A 20,960-nucleotide genomic window follows, 5' to 3' on the forward strand; every position below is an offset into this window, starting at 1 on the left:
ATGGTAGATATCACAAAACCGACAGCTAAAAAGCTTACACAAAGCGATATTCGCGGCGTATTCTTACGGTCTAACCTATTGCAAGGTTCTTGGAACTTTGAACGTATGCAAGCCCTAGGCTTCTGCTATTCAATGGTTCCGGTTATTCGTCGTCTTTATCCAGAAAATAATGATGACAGAAAACAAGCAATTAAACGCCATCTTGAATTCTTCAATACCCATCCATATGTTGCAGCGCCTGTTCTGGGTGTCACAATGGCAATGGAAGAGCAACGTGCCAATGGTGCAGACATTGATGACGGTGCAATAAATGGTATCAAAGTCGGTCTAATGGGGCCATTAGCCGGTGTTGGAGACCCAATTTTCTGGGGAACAGTTCGCCCTGTATTTGCGGCTCTCGGTGCAGGTATCGCAATGACGGGTAGCTTACTTGGCCCTCTACTGTTCTTTGTTTTGTTTAACCTTGTACGTTTATTAACCCTTTACTATGGTGTTTCATATGGCTACAAAAAAGGGATTGATATTGTTCAAGACATTGGTGGCGGTTTCCTACAAAAGCTCACCGAAGGAGCATCCATTCTCGGTTTGTTTGTCATGGGGGCATTGGTAAACAAATGGACACATGTCAATATTCCACTTGAAGTTTCACGGATCAAAAACCCAACAACGGGCACTGAAGACATTACCACTGTCCAAATGATCCTTGATCAACTCATGCCAGGCTTAGTCCCCCTATTGCTAACCTTCGCCTGCATGTGGTTGTTGCGTCGTAAAGTTAACGCATTGTGGATTATTATCGGCTTCTTTGGCTTGGGTATCCTTGGTGCTTGGCTGAACTTCCTAGCGCCATAATTTTCCACCATTATTTGAATTGGGAGGTTGCAGCCTCCCTTTTTTAATTTTAAGCTCTGCATTATGTTTACTTATCCAAGGGCTCACAAATGACCTTCAATGATGCCATTCTTGCTATAATCATTTTGATCATGCTTGTTTATGCGATTTATGATGAATTCATTCAGCATTTGTTAAAGGGTAAAACCTTATTAAAAATTAATCTAAAAAGAAAACATCGAGCAGATGCTATTATTTTTATTGTTCTAATTTGTATCGTTATTTATACAAATATTGTACGCCATGGTAATTTATTAACCACTTACTTATTATTGATTACTATTTTCATGTCAATTTATTTGGCATTTATAAGAACACCAAAGCTATTCTTTAAACAAACTGGTTTTTATTTTGCCAATGCCTTTATTTTATATGACAGAATAAAAACAATGAATTTATCTGAAGATGGTGTATTAATAATAGGCTTAGAAAAAAAGAAAATTAACATACAAGTTTCACATCTTGATGATTTACAAAGAATTTATGAATTCCTTATTAATCATAAGTAATATAGATTTTATATTATCACTAAAAACAAGGTTAATTATTAATTTAATTAGCCTTGTTTTTATCAATAACCTTATTGATAATAATTCTCACTACCGTTTAATATCCACAATTAATTAAGTGTTGCCTTTAATATAATTTATGGTATCTTTCTTTCCACGTCATTGGGGAGTAGCCTGTTCTGGTTTCATATATAATACCAGAAAGTCCGTATCAACATACTCGTTTGGTTTCAAACGTGGTGCGGACACCAAAATTCGGTTGGCAAGACCATAGACACATAAATAAGCCTTTTGGTTGGGGGTAATTTATGTGTATATGGAATCACCCAACCGAGGTTCTGTTATGAGTTTCTATGCTACCCTTATCTTAGCCCTTGCCCTATCAATGGACGCCTTCGCTGTTGCTATTTGTAAAGGTGCAGTGCTTCATAAACCCCGCTTTAGAGAAATTCTCCGTACTGGTTTTATTTTTGGTTTTATTGAAGCCATTACACCCATTATTGGTTGGGGCATCGGTATTTTAGCCAGTCAATATGTTATCCGCTGGGATCATTGGATTGCATTTGGTTTATTATTTGTTTTAGGTGCTAGAATGATCTGGCAGAGCATTAAAACAAAAGATGAAGAATGCTGTTCTAAACCTTCTAGTCATAGCTCAACAAGCCTGATTTTTTCTGCAATAGCCACCAGCCTTGATGCGATGGCCATTGGCTTAGGCTTAGCATTCTTACAAGTGGATATCGTTCATACTGCAATGACTATCGGCTTAATGACAATGATCATGGCCACTATCGGTATGATGATTGGCCGTTATGTCGGCCCATTACTCGGAAAAAAAGCAGAAATTATCGGTGGATTGGTACTAATAGGTATTGGTTTTAATATCTTATTTGAGCACCTTGAATTATTTATGTATGCCCATTAGTTTTTATGCCCCCTATATGGGGGCAATAGCTCTACTCTGCATTAGATTGATAAACACGAATTAAAAAATCAGCTGTATACTCTTTCACCTCAGCTTTGTGTAAATCACCTTTAACCTGTTCTGATGCACGCCAAGCAAATGGTGTCATCATCAATAATTCATAAGCTTCTTGCCCAGTCAGCACCATCCTATAATTTAGTTGGCAACTATCTATTAACGAAAAATTTGGCAGATCTTCATCTTTCGCTGGGTGCAACTTAACCTCATCGTAGATTAACGCTTTTAATTCTTGCAGATGTTCCGCCGCAGGCGTAACGGTTATTAACATACCTTTAGAAACCAATACACGACTTAACTCTTGTGCCTTGCAGGGTGCGTAAATTCGTATAATTCCACCCAAGCTGTTATCTGAAAATGGTAAGCGGTGACTTGTACCAACGCAAAAACGAACGGATTTATAGCGTTTCGCCGCATAACGAATCGCTGCCTTCGAAACATCTAGACCTAAAACTGTATATTTTTCAAAATGTTTTGCAAGTTCTCGTGAAAAATAGTCTGTGTAATACCCTTCTCCGCACCCAATATCCAACAGGTTAGTACAAGATGATGGAATAAACTGAATGAGTTTTTCTACTACCTTTTCACGCATAGGGTGGTAATGCCCTGCATCAAGAAATTGCCTACGCGCTTGCATCATTTCAGCATTATCACCGGGGTCTTTAGAACGTTTATGTTGTACAGGTAACAAGTTAACATAACCTTCTTTTGCACAATCGAACTGATGGTTTTCTGTGCAACGATAACTGTTATTGGCAAGATTTAGTGGTGTAAAACAGAGAGGACATTGATAATTCATAGCAGTCACTGATTTAAAAATAAAGGTGAGTATACCATATTCAAATTAGTTTTCTTTCTGTTATATATCTTGCTTTTTAACTGTATTTTTTGTTCTATGAAAGTAATCAAAAAACATTAGCGGGTGTCTCACGATGAAAATTAGGTTAGCAACCCCCGATGAAGCCGAACTTCTTTGGTCTATACGTAACCAAGCCATTCGCCATGGCTGTACGACCAGTTTTGATGCAAAAACCATCGCAGCATGGACGCCGGATGAAATGCCACCAAGCTATACATACATGGTAAAATATAATCCATTCTTTGTTGTGACAAATGAAAATAATAAACCCGTTGCAACTGGCTTCCTTAATTTAGATACGAACAGTGTTGATGCAATATTTACTTTACCACAATACACAGGTTGTGGAGCCGCAGGGTTAATATTAGATGCCATTAAAATGGAAGCAAAAAAAAGAAATATCAAAAAACTAATGTTAGATTCATCGCCTAATGCGGAACGATTTTACCAAAAACATGGGTTTACCTCGATTAAACATAGCAGTTACTATTCTTCACTCGCACAAACCCACTTAAATTGCATTCAAATGGAAATTGAATTATAAATTACAATTTACCTATAAGTTGAAAGCCACTAAATTGTTTGTGGCTTTATAAACTATGTATATTACGATTTAAAAATCAGCAAATTCAGGGATAGGTTTACGTCCATGGGACTCTAAAAAGTCCAATACACGACGTGGAGAAACATTTAAAATTTGTGATTGTGGAAAATCAATTGATTCCAACATGTCAACTACGCGATCAAAACGGCCGAGATACCCGGCAAAATGTGAGTCTGAACCTAATGCAACCCACCCGCCAGTTTCTTTAACTGCCTTAGCGATTTCTAAGCAATTCTGTTGACTACCCGCTCTTGAATGTAGGAATGAAGAGTTATTCATTTCTAGTGCAACATTACATTCTTTCGCAGCTTGTGCCACAGCCTTGATATCAATTGGGTATTTGGGATTCCCTGGATGAGTGATGATTTGCACCTTGCCACTGCGAATGGTGGCAATCATTGCTTCCGTGTTATCCGATAAGCTTTGAGGTTCAAGAACTGGCTCATGGAAACCCGCTAATATAATATCTAAATGGCGTGCAATCTTTTCATTGCAGTCTGTCTCACCCTGCTTATTCTTGATATTCGCCTCAATACCATACAACAAACCAACCCCATCAATAACTCTCGGCAAGATAGGCATATTACCAAAATGCCACTCATGTGGAGCATCTTGCATTTCAGGCCCGTGGTCGGTAATCGCAAATAGTTTGACACCACGGCTTGCGGCCTCAGCGAAATACTCACTAACTGTACTGTAAGCATGGGTGCTGGCAATAGTATGCGCATGTAAATCAACTTGATACATAAATGATATCCTTCTAATTTTTCTACTTGCCTTCCGAGCCTACCTGCTCAGGAAAGATTCAACCAAGCTAACATATCAATTTAAAAGTTTCGATAGTCATTCACCTAAACAGCATTTTATCAACATATTGCAGCATATTTGATAATATCCTAAGAAACTTTCAGGATAAAAAAACCCGCGATTATTGCGGGTTAAAATAAACAGAATTAAAAATTAACTTAATCAACTAAGATTCGTTTATTGGTCGCTCCCCACAAAATTGACATTTCGGTAAATAATGCACCACTGATATCTTCAACCTCTTCGGCAGTAATTTCAGCATTACCTTGTTTACCAAAAAATACAACCTCATCTCCTGGGCTAACTTGTTTTAAATCAGTAACATCAACCATGACTGTATTCATTGATGTTTTTCCTAAAACAGGTACTGTTTGGCCATTAATTAATGCGTGTCCCGCATTGCTAAATACACGGCGATAGCCATCTGCATAACCTACAGGGATATTGGCTAATACAGAATCACGCTTCAAGGTATAGGTTCTGTCATAACCCACTGTATTACCTTTCGGATAATGATTGACAGAGGCAATGTTCGATTTCAGCGTCATCACGCGTTTATAGTCATTTGTCGCGACAGTATCGCCGTAGAAAATGCCACCCACACGTACCATATCCAACCATGATTCTGGTACCGTAATGGTTGCATAAGTATTCGCGACATGTAATGTAATATCTTCACGCTTTAACCCTGTCATATTCAATACTTGTTGAGATTCTTTCTTGAATTTTTTGAGGTCCTTACGGATCTGAGCTTCGTCCTCTTCTGGGTAATGAGACATAATGCCGACGATTTTTAACTGAGGTAATTGTGAAATCAGCTTAGCATCATTAAGACCAGCAAGTGTACTCACCTCTAAGCCATTGCGCGACATCCCGGCTGAGTTCAGCGCCAGATGAATAGGAATCACTTTATTTTGCTTTTTCGCAATCGCATTCAAGCGCTGCGCCATTTCTAAATTACCGATCAACTCTTCCGTTTCATATTGTGTGGCTTGAGCCATTTCTTGCTCTGTCGCACTTCTCACTCGCATTAAGCGGCCTTTAAAACCTAAATCTCTCACGGTCTTAAGCTCTTGATTATTTGTTACTCCAATACATTGCACATTATTTTCAATCATTATTGGCGTAACTAAAGAAAGATCATGCCCATACGCATCTCCTTTCAAAACGGCACACAGCGAAGATTTATCTCCTAGTAAGTTTTGTACTTTCTTAATATTAAAATCTAATGCGCTGCGAGATATTTCAATCCATGCGTTATTAACCACCACTGGTTGGTTTTGTGTTGCATATGTTTCTACCGGTGTTGTGATATTGTTTGGCTGTTGGCAAGCTGTTGCAGCAACCAATAAAGGGAGTAATGCCAGATACTTCAAACGAAAAGCCACGTGTTGTTCCTTATCTCTAGTGATTTTTACCAAGACATTATTTTTATAATTCTGGGTTGAAATAGACAAAATATGTATCGGTTTTAAATAATACCAACCTTCATACCTCAAACAAGTAATAATTCACTTCTTTTGCATAAAAAAACAAAAAACACCTTTTTCAAGTTGATTTTCCTTCTTTAGAAATAAAACATTTGGTTGAAATCATCGTAAATTAAATTATTTTTATTATTTAATAGGTTACGAGCATAATTTCACTAATATTTACTTTTGTTACATTTTTTATTTTGTGAATTAATATGCTTAAATGATAATAACTATCAATTAGGAAATTTTACTAAATATCACTCAATCCATAAGGCTATGTTATGAAGTACAAATTACTCGCACTCATTATTCCAACACTACTTACTGCCAACGTTGCTAACTCTGCTGAAATGTACAATAAAGATGGTAATAAACTTGATGTATACGGACAAATTGATGTCCGCCATCATATTGCCAAAAGCCGTAGCGGCGAAGATGGTGACGACTCACGTGTCAGACTTGGGCTAAAAGGTGATTCGCAAATCACCGACCAGCTCATTGGCTTTGGGCGTTTTGAATGGGAAACGAAAACTAACCAATCGGAATCAACTGAAGAAAATAGCAATCGTTTAGCTTATGCAGGCTTAAAATTTGCAGATTACGGCTCTCTTGATTATGGACGTAATTATGGTGTTATTTATGATACCAATGCTTGGACAGACGTATTACCACTCTGGGGTGCGGATACGATGGATCAAGAAGATAATTACATGTTAAGCCGTAACCGCAATTTACTCACCTATCGTAATAATAATGCTTTCGGTTACATTGACGGTTTAAGCTTCGCACTACAATATCAGGGTAAAAATGGTGAAAAAAATCTATCATCCGGTGATGAATTAACCGATAACGGTGATGGTTTTGGGTTATCGACTGCTTATGAGCTAGGCTATGGTATTTCCCTTGGTGGTGGTTACTCCTCATCTTCCCGCACACCAAAACAAAAAGATGCCACAACCAGTAGTGCGACAGGTAAACGCGCCGAAGCATGGAACGTAGGGGGGAAATTTGAATACGAAAACCTTTATCTCGCCGTCATGTATGGCCAAACGCTTAATATGAGTCGTTTTGGTAATGATGATATGGAATCAATAGCAAATAAAACTCAGAACCTTGAAGTCGTTGCCCTATATTCTTTTGACTTCGGTCTAACTCCATCAATTGGCTATAACTATTCCAAAGGTAAAAACTTAGGTAGCTTTGGGGATAAAGAATTAGTGAATTATATCGCCATCGGCTCAGCTTATGACTTTAATAAAAATCTAAGTGCTGTTATCGATTATAAAATCAACTTGTTAAACGATAATGATTTTACTGACCATTACAAAGTGAATACCGATAACGTGCTTGGCTTAGGGTTAGTGTATCAATTCTAATATTATCATCCCTAATTTAAAGTAAAGGCTTCCGCTATAAATGGATGCCTTTACTTTATAATAGTTCTAGGTATCAACTTACCTTGATAACAATTTTTCCAAATGCCCCCTGGTCGAGCAATTCAAGTGCCTCCGGCAGTTGGTCGAAATGGAATAATTTATCAATGACGGGTTTTAGTTTTATAGCATCAACAGCCCGAACTAAATCTTCAAGAGCTCGTCGATGACCTACGCCAATTCCTTGAATAGTTGGCGATTTTAATAGCAATAACATTCCTGATGCTGACGTATCGTCTGTGTCCATCATGCCTATCAAGGAGATTCGACCATGGGAAGCCACCGCACGGACAGAGTCTGCAAAATTCCTACCACCTACAGTATCAACGACATGATCAATTCCTCTCTCGTTCGTCAGGTGGTAAATGGCCTCAACCCAGTTTTCTTTGTTACGGTTAATAGCGTGATCAGCACCAAGGGCTAACGCAGCAGACAGCTTCTCATCACTCGATGAGGTGATAAATACTTCGGCTCCTACAGACTTCGCTATTTGAAGAGCAAAGAGAGCCACACCTCCTGTTCCTTGAATTAATACGGTTTCGCCAGCACGTAACCCACCTCGTTCAATCAGTGCAAACCAAGCAGTCAAACCTGAACAAACCAACGTACTCGCTTCGACATCGCTCAGCATCTTCGGAGCTTTAACCAACCACTCTTCATTCATCACAACATACTCAGCCAAAACACCCTGAAATGCATAACCTACTGTGTTGTAGCTCGGATTTTTAGCCGTATTTTTCAACTTCCCATCAATCCAATCTGTGTTAAAAGACGAGATAACTCGCTCCCCTGGACTGAAACGAGTCGTTCTTGGTCCGACACTGACAACAACACCGGCCATATCAGAACCCGGCGTGAAAGGCATTGGCATATTATTTCCCATATGACCTTCAATAATGACTTTATCGCGAAAGTTTAGTGAGACCGCATTGACTCGAACTAGAACTTCATTTGAACCGGGCTGTGGAATTTCGGTTTCCGAAAGTTTCAAATTTTGGCGTCCGATTTCGTTTAGCTCCCAGCGTTTCATTGTTTGTTTCATAGAAATTCCTAAGTAGTAATTAACTGATGAACAGAATTCTATCATTGCCTATTAGTTGATAATGGAGATACTATTTCTCCTTATTGATTCCATTTAGGTGACAATATGAAAGGTGAGATGAACAGTATTCCTATTTTTGTAACCGTCGCTGAGTCTTCTAATTTTTCTCAGGCTGCGGAAAAACTGTATGTCACACGCTCGGCGGTGGCAAAAACTATATCCCGCCTTGAAGAAAGGCTTGGTATAACTTTATTTAACCGTACTACCCGTAGCCAGAGCCTGACTGATGAAGGCTTGCTTTATTACGAATTCTGTCGCCGAGCGTTGAATGAAATAAAAATGGCAGAAGATATTTTGGAAGGTGGCAAGCTTCAGGTAAGCGGAAAGTTGAGGGTTTCTGTTCCGGTTTTACTCGGGCATCTCTGTATAGCACCATTATTGTCTGCGTTGGCAAAAGAACACCCGAAGTTAGAATTAGAAATTTCATTCAGCGATCGTCAGGTAGATTTGACTGAAGAAGGTTTTGACCTAGCTGTCAGGATCGGTGAACTACCAGACAGTAGTACCCTGATAGCACGACATCTGGCTTCTCACTCGATGATTTTCTGTGCTTCTCCCGGTTATTTTCAACAAGCAGGGGAGCCAATTTCATTAGAAGAATTGGCACAACATGAAGCCATTGCTTATGTCCGTTCAGGACGTATTCTGAAGTGGCAAGTTAAAAATGAAAGAGGGGAAAATATAGAAGTTAATCCGCCTAGCCGGCTTATGATGGACGATATGCAGGCGATAAAAGATATTGCGATAACGGGTGGTGGAATTGCTTGGTTACCTTACTGGCTTGTCCGTGAGCAGCTCGCCAGTGGCAGTTTGAAAGAAATATTAAAAGAGCACTCTTCAGCAAGCTGGCCTATATATGCTGTATGGTTGCGCACGCCCCGCCGTTCATTAAAAGTTAGGCTTGCTATCGATAAACTAATCAGTGAATTACCCAGTATGATAGACGTCATTGAAGCACAGATATAGTATTTGAGAGTACTCTATTGAAGTGCTTTTTAGATCCCTATAAATCTAAGAGTATCTATTTATAACCATTGTTACTTTTTTCATTTTAGTTCCATCTATAAGTATATTAATCAATAAAGTGACCATCACTTAACCAAAATAAAATGACCTATTCGTCACCTAAAAACAAAAAGGCACCAGTAAGCAACTGATGCCTTTGAATTTATCGACAACTAAAAACTGTTATCAACAATAACTAGTTTATTCCCACTCAATTGTCGCTGGTGGTTTACCGCTGATATCATAAACGACGCGGGAGATCCCATTGACTTCATTGATAATGCGGTTTGAAACGCGGCCTAGGAAATCATATGGTAAGTGCGCCCAATGAGCGGTCATAAAGTCGATAGTTTCTACTGCACGCAATGAAACTACCCAGTCGTATTTACGGCCATCACCCATGACGCCAACAGAGCGGACAGGTAAGAATACGGTAAACGCTTGGCTAACTTTATGATATAAATCCGCGTTGTGCAGTTCTTCAATAAAGATAGCATCTGCACGACGTAATAAGTCACAGTACTCTTTCTTCACTTCACCTAATACGCGAACCCCTAAACCTGGACCTGGGAATGGATGACGATACAGCATGTCGTACGGGAGGCCTAACTCGAGACCAATTTTACGGACTTCATCTTTAAACAATTCTTTTAATGGCTCAACCAAACCAAGTTTCATGTCATCCGGCAGACCACCGACGTTATGGTGAGACTTAATAACATGCGCTTTGCCAGTTGCTGATGCCGCTGACTCAATAACATCTGGGTAAATAGTCCCTTGAGCCAACCATTTGATATTAGGCAGCTTAGATGACTCTTCATCAAATACTTCGATAAATACATGACCAATTTTCTTACGTTTAACTTCTGGATCGCTGATCCCCGCTAATGCATTTAAGAAACGATCTTCCGCTTTAGCATGAATGATATTCAGGTCAAATTTACCTGCAAACATTTCCATCACTTGGTCTGCTTCATTTAAACGTAATAAACCGTTATCCACGAACACACAAGTTAAACGTTTACCAATTGCACGGTTTAATAGCAATGCCGTAACCGATGAGTCAACACCACCCGATAGCGCAAGCAGTACATGGTCATCACCAATTTGCTCTTTCAAGCGAGCAACTGTATCTTCGATGATTGCAGCAGGTGTCCACAGAGCTTCACATTGGCAAATATCTTTAACGAAACGCGTTAAAATATTTAGGCCTTGGTGAGTGTGAGTCACTTCTGGGTGGAACTGAACACCATAGAATTTCTTCTCTTCATTTGCCATGATGGCATATGGGCAGCTTGGCGTACTGGCAATAGTTTTAAAACTCGCAGGAATAGCGGTAACTTTATCACCATGGCTCATCCAGACATCAAGTACTGGTTTGCCAGCTTCGTTCATAGAGTCATGAATGTCACGGAATAATTCACACTGCTCAGTGATTTCAACATTGGCATAACCGAACTCACGTTCACCAGAGACTTCAACTGCGCCACCCAGTTGCATTGACATGGTTTGCATGCCATAACAAATACCTAATACAGGAACACCTGCATTAAATACGTAATCAGGAGCTCGTGGGCTATCTGATTCAGTCGTACTTTCTGGCCCACCAGAAAGAATGATACCGTTTGGATTAAATTCTCGAATTTGTTCTTCTGTAACGTCCCACGCCCAGAGTTCACAGTAAACGCCAATTTCACGGATACGACGGGCGATCAGCTGTGTATATTGCGAGCCGAAATCAAGAATAAGAATGCGATGTTTATGGATATTTGTTGTCATTTGAGGAGAATTCCAAAAATTCAAGTCAAAAATAAGAATCGGTGACGCAATCGAACGAATGCGCCACCCTGAGAAATTTTATCGATTATTGCCCCAAACGATAGTTTGGAGATTCTTTCGTGATAGTAACATCATGGACGTGGCTTTCTTGGATACCGGCTCCACTGATACGAACAAATTCTGCTTTTGTTCTCAATGCATCAATAGTATCACAACCTGTCAGCCCCATACAGGAGCGTAAGCCACCCATTTGTTGATGAATGATTTCTTTTAAGCGGCCTTTGTATGCTACGCGGCCTTCAATACCTTCTGGCACTAGTTTGTCTGCCGCATTATCAGATTGGAAGTAACGGTCTGACGAGCCTTTAGACATCGCACCAAGTGAGCCCATACCACGGTATGCTTTGTAAGTACGGCCTTGGAATAAAATAGTTTCTCCTGGAGACTCTTCAGTTCCTGCGAACATTGAGCCGACCATCACACACGCAGCGCCTGCCGCGATAGCTTTAGAGATATCGCCAGAGAAACGAATCCCACCATCCGCAATAACAGGAATACCCGTGCCTTTAAGGGCTTCTGCCGCTTCAGCGATAGCGGTAATTTGTGGTACACCCACGCCAGTGACGATACGCGTAGTACAGATAGAACCTGGGCCAATACCGACTTTAACGGCACTAACACCTGCATCAGCCAGTGCTTTCGCCCCTTCTGCTGTTGCGACGTTACCACCAATGATTTGTAGTTCAGGGTATTTTTGGCGAGTTTCACGAATACGTTGTAAAACGCCTTCAGAGTGCCCGTGTGATGAGTCGATAAGTAAAACATCAACACCTGCTGCGACCAGTGCATCAACGCGCTCTTCGTTACCGCCACCAGCACCTACTGCGGCACCAACACGTAAACGGCCTTGTTCATCTTTACACGCGTTTGGTTTACGTTCAGCTTTTTGGAAGTCTTTAACGGTGATCATGCCTAACAGGTGGAAATTATCGTCAATGACTAAGGCTTTTTCTACGCGTTTTTCGTGCATTTTTTGTAATACGATTTCGCGTGCTTCGCCTTCTTTCACGGTGACTAAACGTTCTTTTGGCGTCATCACCGCAGTAACAGGTTGGTCTAAGTCTGTGACGAAACGAACATCACGGCCCGTAATGATACCGACGAGTGAATTGTCTTTAGCAACAACCGGATAACCCGCGAAACCATTACGTTCAGCCATCTCTTGGACTTCACGAATGGTGGTATCAGGTGTTACGGTGACAGGATCAGTAACCACACCACTTTCATGTTTTTTCACGCGGCGAACTTCTTCAGCTTGGCGCTCAATAGACATATTTTTATGAATAAAGCCAATACCACCTTCTTGAGCAAGTGCGATAGCCAGATCAGATTCGGTGACGGTATCCATCGCTGCAGAGAGCATAGGAATGTTCAGGCGGATTTTTGCAGTCAGTTGAGTAGAGAGGTCTGCCGTATTTGGCAATACAGTTGAGTGTGCAGGGACGAGTAAAACATCGTCGAAAGTTAGAGCTTCTTTTTTAATGCGTAACATAGGCAATATCCCACCAGGCAGCGTTATGAAAGGGTTAAATATTGCCGCGGCATTATACACACCGTAATCGGTTGCTTCCAGCCTTTTTTTGAAAAAAAACTTGATAACTCCTATAGCTGCGTTAGTATCTAGCGATTAAGTCATTGTTTTAAAATTTGATCTGGCTCACATGTCGACTTCACAAAATAACGCAATTTACTCTGTTAGCAAGCTTAACCAATCGGTTCGAGAACTTCTCGATAGCCAAATGGGGCGTATTTGGTTAACAGCTGAAATTTCTAATTTTTCGCAGCCCAGCTCCGGTCATTGGTATCTAACCTTAAAAGATGATCGGGCTCAGGTTCGTGCGGCCATGTTTCGTGGACAAAATACACGGGTCAGCTTCCGTCCTCAGAATGGCCAACAGGTGTTAGTCAGAGCGACTGTCACCTTGTACGAACCGCGTGGCGACTACCAACTAATCATTGAAAGCATGCAGCCCGCCGGTGAAGGCTTACTGCAACAGCGTTTTGAGCTATTAAAACAAACACTAAGTGCCCAAGGTTTGTTTGATATTATTCATAAAAAAACGCTACCTAGCCCAGCTAAATCCGTCGGTATCATTACCTCTGCAACGGGTGCAGCCTTACATGATATTTTAAATATTTTACGTCGTCGCGACCCTTCCCTACCTATCATCATCTACCCAACGGCCGTTCAAGGTGAGATGGCACCAGCACAAATTGCTCGGATGATTGAGCTAGCAAATTTGCGTCAAGAATGTGATGTGTTAATCGTCGGTCGCGGAGGCGGTTCACTCGAAGATTTATGGGCATTTAATGAAGAAATCGTTGCTAGAGCGATTTTTGCCAGCCAATTGCCGATAATTAGTGCTGTGGGCCATGAAACTGATGTGACCATCGCCGACTATGTGGCGGACGTAAGAGCACCCACCCCATCTGCAGCCGCTGAACTTGTTAGTCGTAATCAATTAGAAATGCTCCGTCAGCTAAAATCAGCACAGCAACACCTTGAAATGGCAATGGATTATTATATTGCAGGACAACAGCAAAGGTTCGCACGCTTGCATCACCGCCTACAACAACAACACCCGCAATTACGTTTAGCACGGCAACATAATCAACTTAATTTATTGCAACAAAAACTGGCGCAGTCGATGACTCGACAACTACAAAATTCAACGGTTAAATTCGAAAAAGTTAATCGTCGTTTACTGCAAAATGATTTGCGCCCTCAATTGCAAAAACAGCAGCGACAGTTGCAGCAGACACAGTATCATTTGCAGAATATGGTCACGAGTTTGGTTAATAGTTACCGCCAACGTTTTGCCGTGGCTTGTTCAAAAATGGAAGCGGTTAGCCCATTAGCTACCCTAGCTCGCGGGTTTAGTATCAGTGAAACCGCTAAAGGCACTGTGTTGAAAAAAACCAGCCAAGTGAAAGTCGGCCAGCAATTGAAAACACGCCTGAATGATGGCTGGGTTGAAAGCCAAGTCACCCGCATTGAGAAGGTTAAAGCCAAAAGAGTATCGAAATAATGATTTTATCCACTTATCTCGATAAAAATAACGAGATAAGTGGTGTTACATTTATATGTTGATTAGAAACGCACCTGTCCGCCAATCATATAAGTACGCCCTCTAGCTGTTGCATTATTTTTACCGCGTTCTTCCATAATAGCGGTAGAATTTGCACGATTTAGTGCATCCGAATAATTTTTATTCGTGATATTATTAACCGTCATCATCAATTTAAAGTTTTTATTAACTTCATAGTCTGTATATAAATCAATGATTGTAGGTTGTTTTTCATACTTATCTTTTAGTGCATTTCCATCATTATCAACGACAGACTCTACACCAATTCGTTTTGAAGGGCCGGTCCATGTAATAGTTGTACCTACGGTTAATTTTTCATCCAATAGACGCACACCTGAATCCAAGGTCACATAATAATCAGGAAGCTCAGTGAAATCTCCCGCACTAAAATCAGCAACCTTAGCTATGGAGTTAGGTTGATCCCCAGTTTCTTTGGTATAGGATAATGTTGAATAAACTATACCTGCATCATAATTAGCCTGTAATTCATAGCCACGAAGATTAACATCATGAGGCTCATTGACATACATATAGCTTTTACGCATAAATTCTGGGAATTCTTTGTCCCATACATCATCATTCATTAAACACCAAGCAAGTTCAGCATTTGATCTTGGGCGACAAAGTAAATAAGGCTTACTCGTAATATAGTCTTTAATTTTTGTATGGAACCATAATGCCTTCATATTAAATTGGTCACCTTCAAAAATTAAATCCGGTTTAAAGCTATTAAAACCAACTTGCCATGTCTGTGATTTCTCTTCTTTTAAGAATGGGTTCATTGAATTACCACCTTCTTGAGAATAAAAAACTTCTTGCGTATTCGGCGCTCTCATTGAATGCGCATAACTGACAAATGGCTGGAATTCAGGAATAATTTCTGCTGATAATAAAACTCCGGGGTTAAAACCATTACCCCGTAAATTTAAAGTTGCAGCTTCCTGTGGAAAACAAAAATCTTGATCACCACATGCAGGTTTAAAACCTTTTAAGTGATAATTCATATAATTCAAATCAAAAATTGCTGTATAGATCCCATACTTGGCTTCCAATTGTGTATATGCGCTCGCAAGATCTAACGACCCACTTGGCGAGAATGGATTATAATTCAACGTATCTTGGTCAATAACAGAACTAACCTCTCGCTCATACTTCGTTTTAGATAACTTAGAACCTATTTTCCATTCAAAATCAATATCACCATAGGAAAACCGGCTTGTATTAGAAAGATTAAGACCATCGCCAATATTTTTGGATTTGCCTTGCCTTAATGCCCAACCTAATGAGTCACCTTCAAATTGTTGGTCATTTTTTCCATGACTCGCTAAAACCTCAACATCAATTAATTCATTTAACGGCGTATATTTATATTTAATATAATAGTCTTCACTATTAATCTTTCTTCGCGTGAGCTTATTTTGTAAAAAACGACTACTGAATTCTAATTCATGGCTGTCATTAGGTTTATATTTCAATTTAGCTAATTGCGATTGCGGCTTTTGTTTGAAAGTGGAGTCGGTGGCAAATTCATCACTATCAAACCCATCACCATTTTTATAACTACCAGGAATATTATGGCCGCTAACCGCAATTAAACCGCCAAAATAGCCATCATCCTGCAATAATGTCTTTCCTGCGACCGCTACCATTCCATTATAACCGAGACCATTATCTCCCCAGCTAGCTTTACTACGCAGCCCATATACATTATCTTTAAAAATCACATCATCAATACCGATAGTACGAAAATTTGCACTCCCTGCTAAAGCGTTAACACTATTGCCTCCATTTAATTGCCCTTTCTCTACTTCAACTTCAACAATAAAATTTGGGTCAATTAAAGCGCCAAAATCATTATTTGGCTGTTGTCCATGTGTATATTGACTTGGGGAAATTCCATAATAACTTTGCGTGACACCATCCACCATCATATTCACGCGACCAAAACCACTCAACCCGCGAATATTGACATTAACGGTACCTTGGCTGACATCCATTTGAGTATAGGTTCCGGGCATGGTACGAATAATTTTATCCATTGATTGCAATTTATTTTCCGTACCCACCGCGCTATAAGCACCCGGTTTTTCCAATGCTTTGACTAATGGCGTTTGTTTCTGCGCACCTGAGACTTTTAATTGGCTAAAATTAACCACACCTTCTTTCTGCTTATTCTGCTGCTGCGTATTTTCAGCCAAAGCAATCCCTTGGGAGCTAGTGGCAATAATGCTAGCAACCATAATTATTGTTTTATTATTCATTAAACCATTCCTGTAAACGTACTGTGTGTCATACGCTCACACCGCTAGCACAGGCCAAATAAAACCTGTGAAGAGGCTCAGCAACAATGTCATTAATATTGTTGCTGGCCTGAAATCACCTAAATTTTATAGGTTAATTATTATTTTAAATATGGAAAATATTTATCTTTATTTTCAAGCATGAGAATAAAACTATATTCTTGAGCGATATCATCTAGAGCATTAAAACGCCCTGATTTACCACCATGCCCTGCATTCATATTAGTTTCTAATAATAATAATGAATTGCCTTGTTTAATATCCCGCAATTTAGCCACCCATTTTGCTGGTTCCCAATATTGAACTTGAGAGTCATGTAACCCAGTAGTCACTAAAATATGTGGGTAATGTTGTGCTTTGATATTGTCATAAGGGCTATACGCTTTAATTCGCCAGTAATCTTCTTCATTTTCAGGGTTACCCCACTCATCGTATTCCCCGGTGGTCAGAGGGATTGATGGGTCTAACATTGTGGTTACCACATCAACAAATGGAACAGCGGAAACAACGCCCTCGTATAAATCAGGCGCCATATTCACAACCGCGCCCATTAATAAGCCACCCGCACTGCCCCCCATGGCATACACATGTCCTGCTTTACCATAACCTTCTGATAATAACCCTTTGGTTGCATCAATAAAGTCAGTAAAGGTATTCATCTTGTGGATTGTTTTACCTTGTATGTACCAATTTTTACCTAAGTCACCACCACCACGAATATGTGCGATCGCATAAACAAAGCCGCGATCCAGTAAAGACAAACGAGATGAACTAAATGAAGGGTCAATGCCATATCCATAAGCGCCATAACCATAGACTAACAATGGGTTTTGGCCATGTTTGAAAAGATCTTTACGGTAAACCAATGAAACCGGGACTTTTACCCCATCTTGTGCAGTAACCCAAATACGCTCACTTTGGTAATTTTGCTTATTAAAGTCTTTAACTTCTTCTTGTTTTAACAGCTGCTTTTCTTGAGTCAGCATATTAATTTCATATACTGAAGACGGGGTGGTCATTGATGAGTAACCGTAGCGTAGTTTATCCGTATCTGGCTCAGGGTTATTTCCGATCCACGCCATGTATGTCGGGTCATCAAAGCTCACTTGGTTTTCTTTATGCGTTAACCAACTGATTTGGCGAATATTCACTAAACCATTTTGGCGTTCTTCCACAACTAACCAATTATTAAATAAAGCAAAACCTTCAAGATCAACCCCATCACGCGGCGCAATAAAGCTTACCCATGGTGCTGAAATATTGTCTGCAATATATAAACCAAATAATGGATGCTGGTGATTAGAACGAATATAGAATTTACCGTTGAAATGGTCAGGATAGTACTCAACCCCCGTTTGACGTGGTTTTAAAATTTTAACGTCATTTTGTGGCTGATTGGCATCAATTAAGCGGTACTCAGAGGTTTCAGTACTCGTGATACCCATTAAAATAAAATCTTTTGAAGTCGATTTCGCTAAACTAACGTAAAAAGTATCATCCTTTTCTTCATACACCAGTTTGTCTTGCGTTTGCTGTGTACCATATTGATGTTTAACCACCTGATAAGGTAGTAATGTTTGCTTATCCTTATTCACATAGAATAGCGTTTGGTTGTCATTAGCCCAGACAATATTACCTGAAGTATTGGTTAATACATTTTCCTGCCACTTGCTCTCATCAATTTTGCGAAATGACACTGCAAATTCATTACGTCCTTGGCGATCTTCAGCAATCGCTAGCGTGGTATTATCTGGCGAAATCGCTAACGCTCCCATACGATAATATTCAGAGCCTTCCGCTCGTTCATTACCATCAACTAATACAACCCATTCATCTTGGCTATTTACAGGGCGTCTTTCATAGATAGAATAATTTTTACCTGCGACAACTCGTGAACGATAGGTATAACCATTATAATTATAGGGAACTGATTCATCGTCCTGCTTCATACGAGAAAACAATTCATCGTAAATTTCTTTTTTTAACGATTCACCTTTTGCAAGTTTTTGCTGCGTATAATTATTCTCTTGCGTTAAATATTCGATAATTTCTGGAGACTCGCGTTGATCATCTCTTAACCAATAATAGTTATCTACACGGGCATCTCCGTGAATGGTGATGGTATAAGGTTGTTTTTTGGCTATTGGTGCTGACATTCTATCCTCCGCAGCACTGGTTGCTGCATATAAACCAAGTAAAGTAATAAAACAAAACTCAGTGAGTTTATTACGCATAATTTATCCAATCTATTTTTCATTAAGAGTAAAATCAATAGGTATCCTGACAGTTACTCGTCCATTGATTAAAATTTCAGCTGGGGGTTCAGGTAAAGGTGCTGCTCTCGATAGCACCTGCAATGCTTCTCTATCCAAAGATCGTGTTCCTGATGAACTTACTAGGTCACTACCAAGCAAAAAACCTTGTGGATCAACCGTAAATGTTACTGTTGATTGACCGACTCGCCCCCGCCTTACGGCGTCTTCAGGGAATCGCTTGTATTTATTTAGTTTCCCCAATACTTGTGCTTCCCATAGCCTTTTCGCGTTATCTATCGATTGTGACTGACTATTAAATTCTGCGGCAATTTTCTGAGTTTGTAATGGTGCTGCTGCATCACTGGTGACAGGGGCATCATTGGCTTTTGAATCAGTCGCTTGTTTTTGTTCAACTACCTGCTTTTCACGCTTTTGTTTTTTGACTTCAGCTGTTTGTTTTGGACTCACCGCTTTAGCAACTTGCACCTCTGCCTGCTCATTGATGGTTAATGGTGGGATAATTTTCTCTTCTGATGGTGCTTCATGAGCCTGGCTCGCCACCGATAACTCTTGTAGTTGACCAATGTTAGCTTCTGTCAATTGTTCGGCTTGCGATTCAATTGAAATTTCCATTACCACTGATGGCGGAGGCAATAACTCTTCCCATTGTTGATTGTGAGTTACCCATATATATAACCCAACAACCCCAATATGAAGAGCAATTGCCAATATGAAGCCCCCACTCATCTTCGTTGTTCGCTTCAAATACTCATTTTCAAATGTTGTTATACTCATTTTTATCTTACGTACTTACGTATTCATATATAAATGCAAATGATAATTAATAACAAATGAAAATGGAAATCATTTCTTGCTGAAAATAAAGATTACTTCACAAAATTAACTTTTTTGAAATCATTAACTTGCTATTACTTAGTCATCATTTAGGCGTGTACCACACAAAATCAGCATGTAAATGGTCTATTTCTTCACCTCTTTCTGAAATAATTAATACTTTTACGGGTTCTTCGGGGGCGAGGTCTTGCACATGTAAAGGCACACCAATTGCTCTTGTTGCATGATAGCCACCTGCGAATAGGAGCGCGGGTGTAGGTCCATTTAATAACGACTCTGCCATACGGCGGTCACGCAACTGCTGTATAACGGTCATTTTTGCCACTTGTTCCGCTGTCAGTTCCCCACCATGAGAACTTTCAATCGTTTTACTGATAAGTTCTTGAACAATGGGTTGTGCTGAATGTTGCCCCGTTACTGATGACGGTTTAGCGTAGGCGGCAAGCACCTCTTCTTTATCTAGGTTTGCAGACAGTAGCGGATAAGGCGAACTCAGCAAATGGCGGATTAAAGCCCCGTATTGCTCCCAAGGCCAACCGCTATTCCAATTTAAAGCGGACTGTAGCTTTTCGTCACGAATATAAGGGTTATTTTGCATCTGCGCCTGTACACGGTTCACACTATTTTGCTGCGATGGTGTCAGCATTTCGAGTAGAACCGCGCCTTGAGGTCGTATTTTCGGCATTTCTTGTGCAAGCCATTGCTCAATTTGGTGGTGATAATGGTTATCATGTTTTTCTCCGACAATGACACGTGGAGATTGAGCAAGCTGCTCGACTAATTGCTGAGGTGTTAAAGACTTACCTGTTGCTAAGTCAATAATTTGGTTGCTTACTGTTAGTTGGCTATCTAATTGTACGATTGTCGGTTCAATTTTTTGTGTACAACCGATAAGGAAAAATAACCCAACCATTAAAGTGGCTATTCGAGAGGTCAATCTAATTGAAATCATTAT

17 protein-coding genes and 1 riboswitch are annotated in these 20,960 nt (G+C 40.0%); of the genes, 7 read left to right on the top strand and 10 right to left on the bottom strand.

What is annotated here, in order from left to right:
- The 3 genes from PSF09_RS07970 to mntP all read left to right on the top strand — a co-directional run bounded on the left by PSF09_RS07970 (nt 1) and on the right by mntP (nt 2,325).
- Nucleotides 1-852: a PTS mannose transporter subunit IID gene (locus tag PSF09_RS07970; protein ID WP_102138691.1), complete on the top strand. Its 852-nt coding sequence runs from the start codon at nt 1-3 to the stop codon at nt 850-852.
- A gap of 89 nt (nt 853-941) precedes the next feature.
- Nucleotides 942-1,400 carry a DUF986 family protein gene (locus PSF09_RS07975; protein WP_004911283.1) on the top strand — a complete coding sequence of 153 codons (459 nt, stop codon included), beginning with the start codon at nt 942-944 and terminating at the stop codon, nt 1,398-1,400.
- A 152-nt stretch (nt 1,401-1,552) separates the two neighbouring features.
- Nucleotides 1,553-1,697: riboswitch (yybP-ykoY riboswitch) on the top strand.
- Between the two features lie 46 nt (nt 1,698-1,743).
- Entirely contained in the window at nt 1,744-2,325 is a 582-nt protein-coding gene (gene mntP / locus PSF09_RS07980; RefSeq protein ID WP_004911288.1) for a manganese efflux pump MntP, read from the top strand.
- A 31-nt stretch (nt 2,326-2,356) separates the two neighbouring features.
- Here mntP and rlmA read toward each other — a convergent pair whose 3' ends face one another.
- Nucleotides 2,357-3,181 (bottom strand): 23S rRNA (guanine(745)-N(1))-methyltransferase, encoded by an 825-nt coding sequence (gene rlmA / locus PSF09_RS07985; protein ID WP_272664785.1) that lies wholly within the window; start codon nt 3,179-3,181, stop codon nt 2,357-2,359.
- A gap of 133 nt (nt 3,182-3,314) precedes the next feature.
- Between rlmA and PSF09_RS07990 the strand changes: the two genes are divergently transcribed.
- Complete coding sequence (locus PSF09_RS07990; protein WP_272664784.1) at nt 3,315-3,785, top strand: GNAT family N-acetyltransferase; 471 nt, start codon at nt 3,315-3,317, stop codon at nt 3,783-3,785.
- 69 nt (nt 3,786-3,854) lie between these two features.
- On the opposite strand, the gene PSF09_RS07995 is transcribed toward PSF09_RS07990, so the two are convergent.
- Together PSF09_RS07995 and alr are read right to left on the bottom strand one after the other, a co-directional pair.
- On the bottom strand, nt 3,855-4,592 hold the full coding sequence (locus PSF09_RS07995) for a phosphatase (protein WP_272683724.1): 738 nt from the start codon (nt 4,590-4,592) through the stop codon (nt 3,855-3,857).
- 218 nt (nt 4,593-4,810) lie between these two features.
- Entirely contained in the window at nt 4,811-6,040 is a 1,230-nt protein-coding gene (gene alr / locus PSF09_RS08000) for an alanine racemase (protein ID WP_272683725.1), read from the bottom strand.
- Between the two features lie 368 nt (nt 6,041-6,408).
- Between alr and PSF09_RS08005 the strand changes: the two genes are divergently transcribed.
- Entirely contained in the window at nt 6,409-7,503 is a 1,095-nt protein-coding gene (locus PSF09_RS08005) for a porin (RefSeq protein WP_272683726.1), read from the top strand.
- A gap of 73 nt (nt 7,504-7,576) precedes the next feature.
- Here PSF09_RS08005 and PSF09_RS08010 read toward each other — a convergent pair whose 3' ends face one another.
- Nucleotides 7,577-8,602, bottom strand: coding sequence for a zinc-dependent alcohol dehydrogenase family protein (locus PSF09_RS08010; protein WP_272683727.1), 1,026 nt, complete (start codon nt 8,600-8,602; stop codon nt 7,577-7,579).
- A gap of 105 nt (nt 8,603-8,707) precedes the next feature.
- Between PSF09_RS08010 and PSF09_RS08015 the strand changes: the two genes are divergently transcribed.
- Nucleotides 8,708-9,628 (top strand): LysR family transcriptional regulator, encoded by a 921-nt coding sequence (locus PSF09_RS08015; RefSeq protein ID WP_272683728.1) that lies wholly within the window; start codon nt 8,708-8,710, stop codon nt 9,626-9,628.
- A gap of 240 nt (nt 9,629-9,868) precedes the next feature.
- Here the strand turns inward: PSF09_RS08015 and guaA are convergent, their stop codons facing one another.
- Together guaA and guaB are read right to left on the bottom strand one after the other, a co-directional pair.
- Nucleotides 9,869-11,446, bottom strand: a complete 1,578-nt coding sequence (gene guaA / locus PSF09_RS08020) for a glutamine-hydrolyzing GMP synthase (RefSeq protein ID WP_272683729.1) — start codon at nt 11,444-11,446, stop codon at nt 9,869-9,871.
- Between the two features lie 85 nt (nt 11,447-11,531).
- Nucleotides 11,532-12,998, bottom strand: a complete 1,467-nt coding sequence (gene guaB, locus PSF09_RS08025; RefSeq protein WP_272683730.1) for an IMP dehydrogenase — start codon at nt 12,996-12,998, stop codon at nt 11,532-11,534.
- A 169-nt stretch (nt 12,999-13,167) separates the two neighbouring features.
- Between guaB and xseA the strand changes: the two genes are divergently transcribed.
- Entirely contained in the window at nt 13,168-14,535 is a 1,368-nt protein-coding gene (gene xseA / locus PSF09_RS08030) for an exodeoxyribonuclease VII large subunit (protein WP_272683731.1), read from the top strand.
- A 62-nt stretch (nt 14,536-14,597) separates the two neighbouring features.
- Here xseA and PSF09_RS08035 read toward each other — a convergent pair whose 3' ends face one another.
- From PSF09_RS08035 to PSF09_RS08050, 4 genes are all read right to left on the bottom strand, one after another.
- Nucleotides 14,598-16,856 carry a TonB-dependent receptor domain-containing protein gene (locus PSF09_RS08035; protein WP_272664766.1) on the bottom strand — a complete coding sequence of 753 codons (2,259 nt, stop codon included), beginning with the start codon at nt 16,854-16,856 and terminating at the stop codon, nt 14,598-14,600.
- A 140-nt stretch (nt 16,857-16,996) separates the two neighbouring features.
- On the bottom strand, nt 16,997-19,129 hold the full coding sequence (locus PSF09_RS08040) for a S9 family peptidase (protein WP_272683732.1): 2,133 nt from the start codon (nt 19,127-19,129) through the stop codon (nt 16,997-16,999).
- 12 nt (nt 19,130-19,141) lie between these two features.
- The gene (locus tag PSF09_RS08045) at nt 19,142-19,945 is read right to left on the bottom strand and encodes a cell envelope integrity protein TolA (RefSeq protein ID WP_272683733.1); all 804 of its coding nucleotides are present in this window, start codon (nt 19,943-19,945) and stop codon (nt 19,142-19,144) included.
- 145 nt (nt 19,946-20,090) lie between these two features.
- Complete coding sequence (locus tag PSF09_RS08050) at nt 20,091-20,957, bottom strand: ChaN family lipoprotein (protein ID WP_272683734.1); 867 nt, start codon at nt 20,955-20,957, stop codon at nt 20,091-20,093.
- Nucleotides 20,958-20,960 lie beyond the last annotated feature (3 nt).

It is taken from the genome of Providencia sp. PROV141 (assembly GCF_028481645.1).
GTDB lineage: Bacteria > Pseudomonadota > Gammaproteobacteria > Enterobacterales > Enterobacteriaceae > Providencia > Providencia rettgeri.

What these genes read in the sequence shown, in the direction of transcription:
- PSF09_RS07970 (WP_102138691.1), top strand. Translation starts at nt 1, where the DNA reads ATGGTAGATATCACAAAACCGACAGCTAAAAAGCTTACACAAAGCGAT.
- PSF09_RS07975 (WP_004911283.1), top strand. Translation starts at nt 942, where the DNA reads ATGACCTTCAATGATGCCATTCTTGCTATAATCATTTTGATCATGCTT.
- mntP (WP_004911288.1), top strand. Translation starts at nt 1,744, where the DNA reads ATGAGTTTCTATGCTACCCTTATCTTAGCCCTTGCCCTATCAATGGAC.
- rlmA (WP_272664785.1), bottom strand. Translation starts at nt 3,181, where the DNA reads ATGAATTATCAATGTCCTCTCTGTTTTACACCACTAAATCTTGCCAAT.
- PSF09_RS07990 (WP_272664784.1), top strand. Translation starts at nt 3,315, where the DNA reads ATGAAAATTAGGTTAGCAACCCCCGATGAAGCCGAACTTCTTTGGTCT.
- PSF09_RS07995 (WP_272683724.1), bottom strand. Translation starts at nt 4,592, where the DNA reads ATGTATCAAGTTGATTTACATGCGCATACTATTGCCAGCACCCATGCT.
- PSF09_RS08005 (WP_272683726.1), top strand. Translation starts at nt 6,409, where the DNA reads ATGAAGTACAAATTACTCGCACTCATTATTCCAACACTACTTACTGCC.
- PSF09_RS08010 (WP_272683727.1), bottom strand. Translation starts at nt 8,602, where the DNA reads ATGAAACAAACAATGAAACGCTGGGAGCTAAACGAAATCGGACGCCAA.
- PSF09_RS08015 (WP_272683728.1), top strand. Translation starts at nt 8,708, where the DNA reads ATGAAAGGTGAGATGAACAGTATTCCTATTTTTGTAACCGTCGCTGAG.
- guaA (WP_272683729.1), bottom strand. Translation starts at nt 11,446, where the DNA reads ATGACAACAAATATCCATAAACATCGCATTCTTATTCTTGATTTCGGC.
- guaB (WP_272683730.1), bottom strand. Translation starts at nt 12,998, where the DNA reads ATGTTACGCATTAAAAAAGAAGCTCTAACTTTCGACGATGTTTTACTC.
- xseA (WP_272683731.1), top strand. Translation starts at nt 13,168, where the DNA reads ATGTCGACTTCACAAAATAACGCAATTTACTCTGTTAGCAAGCTTAAC.
- PSF09_RS08035 (WP_272664766.1), bottom strand. Translation starts at nt 16,856, where the DNA reads ATGAATAATAAAACAATAATTATGGTTGCTAGCATTATTGCCACTAGC.
- PSF09_RS08040 (WP_272683732.1), bottom strand. Translation starts at nt 19,129, where the DNA reads ATGCGTAATAAACTCACTGAGTTTTGTTTTATTACTTTACTTGGTTTA.
- PSF09_RS08045 (WP_272683733.1), bottom strand. Translation starts at nt 19,945, where the DNA reads ATGAGTATAACAACATTTGAAAATGAGTATTTGAAGCGAACAACGAAG.
- PSF09_RS08050 (WP_272683734.1), bottom strand. Translation starts at nt 20,957, where the DNA reads ATGATTTCAATTAGATTGACCTCTCGAATAGCCACTTTAATGGTTGGG.